At 71.6% G+C, this 8,703-nt stretch carries 6 protein-coding genes; 3 read left to right on the plus strand and 3 right to left on the minus strand.

Annotated features, from left to right (window positions below; all coding sequences use genetic code 11):
- Together FF041_RS40545 and FF041_RS11345 are read right to left on the minus strand one after the other, a co-directional pair.
- On the minus strand, positions 1-872 hold an 872-nt coding region (locus tag FF041_RS40545; protein WP_407698138.1), incomplete at its 3' end, for a sigma-70 family RNA polymerase sigma factor.
- An 803-nt stretch (positions 873-1,675) separates the two neighbouring features.
- Positions 1,676-2,515: a TetR/AcrR family transcriptional regulator gene (locus tag FF041_RS11345; protein ID WP_153522628.1), complete on the minus strand. Its 840-nt coding sequence runs from the start codon at positions 2,513-2,515 to the stop codon at positions 1,676-1,678.
- Between the two features lie 325 nt (positions 2,516-2,840).
- Here FF041_RS11345 and FF041_RS11350 point away from each other — a divergent pair, with 325 nt between their 5' ends.
- Together FF041_RS11350 and FF041_RS11355 are read left to right on the plus strand one after the other, a co-directional pair.
- On the plus strand, positions 2,841-4,370 hold the full coding sequence (locus tag FF041_RS11350; protein WP_153522630.1) for an NAD(P)/FAD-dependent oxidoreductase: 1,530 nt from the start codon (positions 2,841-2,843) through the stop codon (positions 4,368-4,370).
- 169 nt (positions 4,371-4,539) lie between these two features.
- Positions 4,540-6,345 (plus strand): ATP-binding SpoIIE family protein phosphatase, encoded by a 1,806-nt coding sequence (locus FF041_RS11355; protein ID WP_323391690.1) that lies wholly within the window; start codon positions 4,540-4,542, stop codon positions 6,343-6,345.
- 12 nt (positions 6,346-6,357) lie between these two features.
- Here the strand turns inward: FF041_RS11355 and FF041_RS11360 are convergent, their stop codons facing one another.
- Positions 6,358-7,626: an MFS transporter gene (locus FF041_RS11360; RefSeq protein ID WP_153522634.1), complete on the minus strand. Its 1,269-nt coding sequence runs from the start codon at positions 7,624-7,626 to the stop codon at positions 6,358-6,360.
- A gap of 144 nt (positions 7,627-7,770) precedes the next feature.
- On the opposite strand from FF041_RS11360, the gene FF041_RS11365 reads away from it, so the two are divergent.
- On the plus strand, positions 7,771-8,346 hold the full coding sequence (locus FF041_RS11365) for a MarR family winged helix-turn-helix transcriptional regulator (RefSeq protein ID WP_153480868.1): 576 nt from the start codon (positions 7,771-7,773) through the stop codon (positions 8,344-8,346).
- Positions 8,347-8,703: the final 357 nt, after the last annotated feature.

Raw genomic sequence — 8,703 nt, forward strand, 5'->3', positions numbered from 1 at the left:
CCGGCGGCCTTGAGGGAGTACCCGGCGGCGAACCAGCCGATGACGGCGACCGGCAGCAGCGCCGGAATCCCGGCGTTGACATGCTCCAGCTCGCCCACCGTCAGCCGGCATCTGGCGCACTCCTCCAGATGCTTGCGCAGCCCCCGCTCGGCCCGCATCCGCAGTCCGCCACGGGCGTACGCGCCGAGCCGGTCGGCGTACCGGGCGCAGTCGCCGCCGGAGATGACCGCCGAGTTCACATGCGCCTGGAGGTAGGCCTGCTTGAGCCCTTCACGCGCCCGGCTGGCCAGTACCGCGGTGGCGTTGGCGGTGAGCCCGAAGAGCGGCGCGACGTCGCTGGGGGACTCCTCCTCCACGGTGGTGTGCCAGAGCACGGCCTGCCAGCGCTCCGGCAGCGACCGGAAGGCCTGGAGGGCGAGAGACTGCTCGGCCTCGTGCATCGCCCGGACGTCCGCGCCCAGTTCGAGGGTCTCTCCCGTGGCGGCATCCGCACCGCGGGCGGCGTCGGCGGCGAACACCGCGAAGTCCTCGACCAGCTGCTCCCGCTTCGCCGTCCGCGTCCAGCCCGCCGCCACCCGCCGGACGGTGGTCAGCAGATACGCCCGCACCGCCTGCTGGGGTCCGGCCCCGCCGCGTACCGCCTGGAGGGTGCGGGCGAACACCTCGGCCGTCAGATCGTCGGCGGTGTGCGCGTCACGGCAGCAGGTGCGGGCGTATCGGCGTACGGCGTCGGAGTGCCGCCGGAACAGCTCGGCGTAGGCGCTGTCGTCACCCGCCCGCATGCGCTGGATCAGCTCGGCGTCGGACTGCGGCAGCTCACGCGGGGGCGGCAGTACGGAGCTGAGGCCGCTGCCTTCGCGCTGCTGGGGCACGGAGCGGTCCTTGGGGCCGGTCGTGGCGGCGGCGAACGCGGGGGAGTCGTCGGCCCAGGTCCCGCCCGCCCCCTGGCTGGGCACGGTGTGCCCGCTGCCCTCCGGGTCTCCCGCGTCATGGCCGGGCGTACGCGGCCCGGGCGTCCCCGGCCCGCCGGCTCCCCCGGACCCGGGTCCCGGCCCCCCGGGCGCGTCCGGTGAGCCGGAGACGCCGGAGGGATCGTGCGCACCGGATGCAGCACCGGACGCAGCACCGGACGCAGCACCGGACGCAGTGCCAGACCCAGCACCGGACGCGCCGCCCCTGAGAGGTCCTCCGGGAGCCCCCGGCCCATGCCCTCCCGGACCACCGGTCTCTTCGTCCCGGGGAGCGGACGGGGACGATCCGGACCTGGCCCCACCGGGCCCGCCCTGCTCCGGCACCTGCCACGGGGGCACCCCGCCGCCGGACTCCGTACCGCCCGAGCCGTCCGTACCGCCCGAGCCACCCACGGGTTCATCCCGTGCGTCCCGTCCGTCACCGCTCATCGCGGAAGCCCTCAGTCATCGCGGAAGCTCCCGTCAGCACTTCAGCCCCGAACACCGGGCAAGCGTGCCACACGGCAACAGCGTGCCGGACTCCGAGCCGTGTCAACCACTCATCCGGGGAGACTGACCGAATCCGCGCCCACGCCGCCCCATATCCGCGCCCACGCCGCCCCCCTCAGGAAGAGCGAACGGCACCGGAAGAGAGACGAGCTATCCGCCGAACAGCCGCCCACGGCACCCACGGCACCTGCGCACCCACGGCACCCGCGCTCCCATCACCCGGACCTCGGACGCAGCCCCTCCAGAAGGATGTCCAGCAGCCGGGCCGACGCCGCCGCCTGCTGCGCGGCGTCCGGCAGCGAGGGCGCGGCCGTCGCTATCACCAGCAGCACGTCGGCCACGGTCACATCGCCCCGCAGCTCACCCGCCGCCCGCGCCCGCTCCACCAGCTGCCCCACGACCTCCAGCAGCTCCGACGCACCGGCGTCGTCCTGCTCGTCGGCCGGAACGACACGCTGCCCGACGATCCGCAGATCCGGCTGTCCGCCACCGGCCCGCTCGACGGCCGGCCGGTCCACGGGCACCCCGGACCGCTGATGCGGCACCCGGCTGTCCTCCCGCGCCGACGACGCGTCCTCCGGCTCCACGCCCACCCTCAGCACCTGCGGCGGCAGCAGCCGCCCCGCGCCCGAGGCGACCGACGTACGCAGGAACCGCGCCAGCGCCGACCATGGCTCCTCCTCCTGCCCCAGAGCCGTACGCGCCTGTTCGGTCAGCCGGGAGGTCTCCTCCTCGGCTATTCGGCGCACCAGCACATCCTTGCTCGGGAAACGGCGGTACACCGTCCCGACGCCGACCCTGGCCCGTCGCGCCACATCCTCCATCGGCGCGCCGTACCCCAGCTCGCCGAAGACCTCGCGAGCCGCCCGCAGCACATGTTCGAGATTGCGCTGCGCGTCCACGCGCAACGGAGCCGAGCGGCTGGCCCCGCCCGATCCCATCCGCGCGTGCCCGCCCGCCGCGCCGTTCGACTCGCTGCCCGTCTGGCCGCCCTGGACACGGGTGTCCGCGGTCGACGGCACAGCAGCCTGCCAATGAGAATCCTGAATGGTCATACACGTTCCCCCGGTCACTGTGTCTCCCCCCGGAGACCCCCCACCTGGTCTGCCGGGCATGCCTTGACCAAGCACCCCGACGAAGTACGAACATAGTTGAGCCCGGGTCAATTCAGAAGGGGGTAGTTCCGCACGGAGCGACCCCCGATCGGAGCAAGGCCCGGAAGGCTCCCGTTTACGCCCCCCGGTACCACCCCCCGCGCTACCCCTGACCTGCGCACCTTCCCCCACCCCCGGCAACCCCCCGGCGCACAGCGGCACAGAGCCTCCAGTCACACAATTTGCCGGGCCTGTGGACAAACGCCGGGGACCGTTGCGTCATGGGATGGTGAAGGCAGCTGACACACGGGGCCCGGCCCCCGACCCCCCGCCGATCGCGCGCACCTCCGGCACGCGGATCCTCGTCGTCGGCGGCGGCTACGTCGGGATGTACACCGCTCTCCGTCTCCAGCGGAAGCTGAGACAGGAGATCGCCCGCGGCGAGGCGGAGATCCTGATGATCTCGCCCGACCCCTATATGACGTATCAGCCCTTCCTCCCGGAAGCGGCCGCCGGATCCATCTCACCGGCCCATGTGGTGGTCCCGCTGCGCCGGATCCTCGACCGGTGCCGGATCGTCATCGGCGAGGTCACGGCGGTCGAGCACGCCAAACGCACCGCCCGGGTGAACACCCTCGCCACCGAGGAGGAGGGCGCCGGCGCGATCGAGGTGACCTACGACGAGCTCGTCATCGCCCCCGGATCCGTCTCCCGCACCCTCCCCATCCCCGGTCTCGCCGAGTACGCCATCGGCTTCAAGACCCTCGAAGAGGCCATCGGGCTGCGCAACCACGTCATCGAGCAGATGGACATCGCCTCCTCCACCCGTGACCCCGCGATCCGCGACGCCGCCCTCACCTTCGTCTTCGTCGGCGGCGGCTACGCGGGCGTCGAGGCCCTCGGCGAACTGGAGGACATGGCCCGCTACACCGCCCGCTACTACCACAACATCAAGCCGGCGGACCTGAAATGGATCCTCGTCGAGGCCACTGACCGCATCCTCCCCGAGGTCGGCGAGGAGATGGGCCGCTACGCCATCCGTGAGCTGCGCTCCCGCAATATCGACGTACGTCTCACCACCCGGCTGGAGTCCTGTGAGAACCGGATCGCCGTGCTCAGCGACGGCAGCAGGTTTCCGGCCCGTACCGTCGTCTGGACCGCGGGCGTCAGACCGGCCCCGCTCCTCGCCGCCACGGACCTCCCCCTCGATGAACGCGGCAGACTCCGCTGCACCGCCCGCCTCACCGTCGACGGAGTCGAACACGCCTGGGCGGCGGGCGACGCCGCCGCCGTCCCGGACATCGCCTCCAGCACCCCGGGAGCGGAGTGCGCCCCCAACGCCCAGCACGCGGTGCGCCAGACCAAGGTGCTCGCCGGGAACATCGCGGCGTCACTGCGCGGCCGTCCGCTGGATGAACTGGATGAATACGCCCACCGGTACGTCGGCTCCGTCGCCTCCCTCGGCCTCCACCGGGGCGTCGCCCATGTCTACGGCCGCAAGCTCAAGGGCTATCCGGCCTGGCTGATGCACCGGATCTACCACCTCAGCCGCGTTCCCACCGTCAACCGCAAGGCGCGCGTGCTGGCCGAATGGACCCTCGCCGGACTCTTCAAACGGGAGATCGTCTCGCTCGGCTCGCTGGAGCACCCGCGCGCCGAGTTCGCGAGCGCGGCGGGCGCGGGCCCCGGTCCGGGCGGGTCGCACACGCCGAAGAGCGGCCCGTACATGCCGAAGGACGGCCCGCACACGCCGAAGAACAGCCCGCCTGACACGCCGGAGTCCACACCGGGCGACAGCGGTTCCAGAGGCGGCTGAGGGCGGCGCGCAGGGCCTGACGGCACCTCCGGGAGGGCCTAGTAGACGCTCAGTCGACACCGACTGTCAGTACGGTCGGTCACACTGGACGTGTGACCATAGGTGGGCTCACATTTGCACAGAGTGACCCTTGTGACCCTTGGCGACAACCATTGAGGCTAGAAAGTCAGTGAACTTCACGCGTTGGAGCGCAAGGCTCCCCGGTACGCAGCGCCGCGCCGCGGCGCGCAGGACCGACCGCGGGATCTCCACGGCGCCTCCGCGGCCGGCCCAGCGAGGAGACGGCGGCCGGGCAGAGGGCTCGGGCTCGGTCCCCGCGGCCCGGGGAGACACGGCCGCCGGCGATCCGGCCGCCGGGGACCCAGCCACCGGAGAACCCGCCACCGGAGAACCGCCCCCAGAAGAAGGAGCCCGCGACGCCGCCCGCGGACGGACGGGCCACGGCGCGGGAGAGCCACAGCCCGACCCGCTCCCCGACGCCCCCGCGCTGGAGGACTTCCCGGTCCGCGAGATCCTCGCGAGCCTCCCCGCCCTGGTCGCCGTGGTCTACGGCCCCGAGCACCGCATCGCGTATGTCAACGACGCCTACACCACCGCCTTCGGCCCCCGCCCGATCGGCAACCGCGCCGCCGACTCCTGCCCCGAGCTCGCCGAACTGGGCCTGCACCCGCTCATGGACCAGGTCCTGCGCAGCGGCAGACAGCGCACCGTGAAATCCCGCAGATCCGCCGCCGGCGGCTCGTACACCGTCACCTGTCTGCCCATCGAGATCCCTGGAGCGGGCAGCGGGGTGCTCGTCCACGCCGCGGACGTCACCGACCACGCCGAAGCGGCCGAACGACTGCGCGCCAGCGAGCGCCGCCAGCGCGAGACCGCCGTCACCCTCCAGCGCTCCCTGCTGCCCCAGGAGCTGGAGCAGCCCGACGATCTGCGGATCGCGGCCACCTACCAGCCCGGCGGCGAGGACGCGGCGGTCGGCGGCGACTGGTACGACGTGATCACCCTGGGGGCGGGCCGTACCGCTCTGGTCATCGGCGACGTCATGGGCCGGGGTGTGCGCGCCGCCGCCGTCATGGGCCAGCTCCGCACCGCCGTACGGGCCTACGCCCGGCTCGACCTGCCGCCGCACGAGGTGCTTCAGCTCCTCGACGGGCTGGCCGCCGAGATCGACGCCAGCCAGATCGCCACCTGCGTCTACGCCATCCACGACCCCAACGAGGGCCATCTGGTCTACGCGTCGGCGGGCCATCTCCCCATCCTGGTCCGCGACGAGGACGGCACGGTCCGCCGCGCGGCCGACCCGACCGGCCCGCCGCTGGGCACCGGCGGCTGGCTCCACAGCTCCGGCGCCATCGCCCTCCCGCCCGGCTCCAGCGCCGTCCTCTATACGGACGGCCTGGTCGAACGGCGCGGTGAGGACATCGACGAAGGCGTGGCCTCGCTGGAGCGCGCCCTGTCGGGGGCCACGGGCGCCCCGCAGGTCGTCTGCGACCGGCTGATCCGCTCCCAGGGCGTCACCGCCGACCATGACGACGACGTCGCCGTCCTGGTCGTCCAGCACCCCTCTCGTACGGGACCGTCCGCCGAGCTCTTCCACAACGCGGCGCTCGAACTGCTCGGCGGCACCGAGGCGGCGCCGCGCGCCCGCGCCTTCGCCTCCGGAGTGCTGGCCTCCTGGCGCTTCTCACCCGAGCTGCACGACCTGGGCGTGCTGGCCACCAGCGAGCTGGTCGCCAACTCCCTCCAGCACGGCACCCCGCCCATGCGGCTCAGACTCCGCCGCACCGACCGCCGTCTGATCATCGAGGTGACGGACGGGGACGATCATCTTCCGCGCCGCCGCCGCGCCGAATCGGAGGACGAGGCGGGTCGCGGGATCTCCATAATCGCGACGATCGCCTCGTCCTGGGGCAGCCGCCGCACTCCGGGCGGCGGCAAAGCGGTCTGGTGCGAGTTCGCACTCCCCGCCGGATGAGCCTCATGGGGGTCAGACAGCCGCCGCCGACTTGTCGGCCGGCTTGTGCTGCGCCACCACCCGCGAGACGGCACCGAGCGACGGCTGATTCTGTACGGGGGTGAGCTGCCGCCCCAGCCGTACGGCCAGCACGGTGATACCGAGCGAGAACAGAACGAACGTCACGATGTACGGGCCGTGCAGCGAGGCCCCCATCGGTCCGCCGATCGCCGGGCCGAGCGCCAGCGCGAGCTGCTTGACCAGGGCGAAGGCCGAGTTGTACTGCCCGACCATCGACTCCGGCGCAAGATCGGCCACCATCGGCGCGACGGTCGGCGCGAGCAGCGCCTCACCGAGCCCGAAGAGCGCGTACGTGGAGATGAACGCGGCCGTGGCCATGGCCTGGCTGCCTGAACCAAGACCGGCGTACCCCGCCAGAATCCAGGCGACCGCCCAGATCAGGCCAACCGCACCGATCACCCGAGTGCGCTTGCGGCGCTCCACGAACTTCAGCACCAGGAACTGCGCGAGCACGATCACGGCGGTGTTCGCGGCCAGGGCGGTGCCCAGCGTCGCCGGCTCGATGCCGGCCGCCTCGGTGCCGTATGCGGCGAGGCCCGACTCGAACTGTCCGTAACAGGCGAAGAAGAGGACGAACCCGAGAACGCACAGCTGCACCATCGCCTTGTGCCCGAGCAGTACGCGCAGTCCGCCCTTGGCCTCGGTCTGACCGGCCGGCGTACCCGGGAGCGGGGCCGGACGGGGCAGCCGGATGGTGACCGCGATCCCGGCCAGCACCAGGAACATCACGGCCTCGATGCCGAACAGCAGGGTGAAGCTCCCCGGCCGGCTCTTGTCGACGAGCTGCCCGCCGACGAGTCCGCCGAGGCCGAGCCCCAGGTTCTGCATAAAGAACTGAAGGGCGAACGCGCGCGTACGGCCCGAGGGCCGCGAAGCCCAGACGATCATCGTGGCGAGCGCGGGCTGCATCACGGCCGTACCGGCTCCGAGCACCGCCGCGGAGAGCACGACGGTCGTCACATCCCCGGCGAGCCCCATGGACATGGCGCCCACCGAGGCCAGCAGGGCGGCTCCCACCAGCACGGGCAGCGGCCCGCGCCGGTCGATGATCCGCCCGGTGAAGGGCAGGGCGACGAGTGCGGCCATCGCGAAGGCCCCGAGGACGGCGCCGGCCGTCGTCGCGCCCAGATCCCGTACCTGCGCCACATAGACGTAGAGATACGGAACCGTGAAACCGAGTCCGAACGCGCTCAGCGCGTTCCCTGCCTGGATTCGGCGCATCGCTGCAGCCATCTCCCTGGTCACACTCACCTGCCTCAGGATGTGAAGGAGTGAAGTCTGAAGACTTCAACGTTAAAGTTCGAAAGTTAACAATACACATCGAAGGACTTCGATGCGAATGGGCAGCGTGCGATACTGCGGCGTATGCCTAACGCGAGCCCCGAGGGCCCAGCAGTGACGGGCCCGGCCATCCAGGAGCCGACCCTCGACGAGCAGATCGCGGCGTACCAGCGCGAGTACGGAGATCTGGACCCCCAGGTCGAGAAGGTGGTCTCGGCTCTCGGCCGCCTCAACCGCCGTATGAACGTCGCGTACGGCCGCCAGGTCGCCACCCTCGGCATCAGCAACGCCGAATGGGAGGTCCTCAAGAGCCTGGTCCTCGCCGGCGCCCCCTACCGGATGGGCCCCGGCGAGCTGGCGAAGCGGCTGGGCCTCACCCCGGCCGCGATGACCCACCGCATCGACCGCATGGCGAGTGAAGGACTGGTCACCCGCGACCGGGACGAGAACAACCGGGTGCGCGTGATCGTGGAGCTGACGGACGAAGGCCGTACGAAGTGGCTTGAGGCGATGCGGATGGCCACGGACTTCGAGGGCGATCTGCTCCAGGACCTGTCGGCGGAGGAGCGGGCGGTTCTCGGGGAGCTGCTCATCCGGGTGCTGCGCCGGGTGGAGCACACCCAGCCGGACGCGGGCGGCCGGCTCACGGACCTGGACTAGTTCGGCTCTGCCGTCCGAGGGCCTCGGGAGCGGGACGCCCCCGCGGTCCTCAGACGGTCTGTCGGGCGTCGACCAGCGGTCTTTCAGCGGGGTGCCGGGGGAAGTTGACACGGACTTCACCGGTCCGTAAGGTTCTTCGAGTTGTCACGGGCCGGAACGGTTCTGCGACAGCCACTCCCGCCGCGTATGCGGCAATCAAACCCAGCACGATCTCCCAACCGGGATGGATTTCGGCATGCCGAAATCCACTGGACAGACTCGATTATGAGTCGGCCGGGAAATCCGCTAGAGTTTGAGCGTCGGAACGGTCCAACAGCCGGAAAGACAACCCGAGTTCGACCGGGAATCAGGCCCGAA

Source organism: Streptomyces jumonjinensis (assembly GCF_009600885.1).
In the GTDB taxonomy this organism is placed as follows: domain Bacteria; phylum Actinomycetota; class Actinomycetes; order Streptomycetales; family Streptomycetaceae; genus Streptomyces; species Streptomyces jumonjinensis.

Bases quoted from the DNA above. Each gene is read 5' to 3' on its own strand.
- FF041_RS11360 (WP_153522634.1), bottom strand. From the start codon at position 7,626: ATGCGCCGAATCCAGGCAGGGAACGCGCTGAGCGCGTTCGGACTCGGT.
- FF041_RS11350 (WP_153522630.1), top strand. From the start codon at position 2,841: ATGGTGAAGGCAGCTGACACACGGGGCCCGGCCCCCGACCCCCCGCCG.
- FF041_RS11365 (WP_153480868.1), top strand. From the start codon at position 7,771: ATGCCTAACGCGAGCCCCGAGGGCCCAGCAGTGACGGGCCCGGCCATC.
- FF041_RS11345 (WP_153522628.1), bottom strand. From the start codon at position 2,515: ATGACCATTCAGGATTCTCATTGGCAGGCTGCTGTGCCGTCGACCGCG.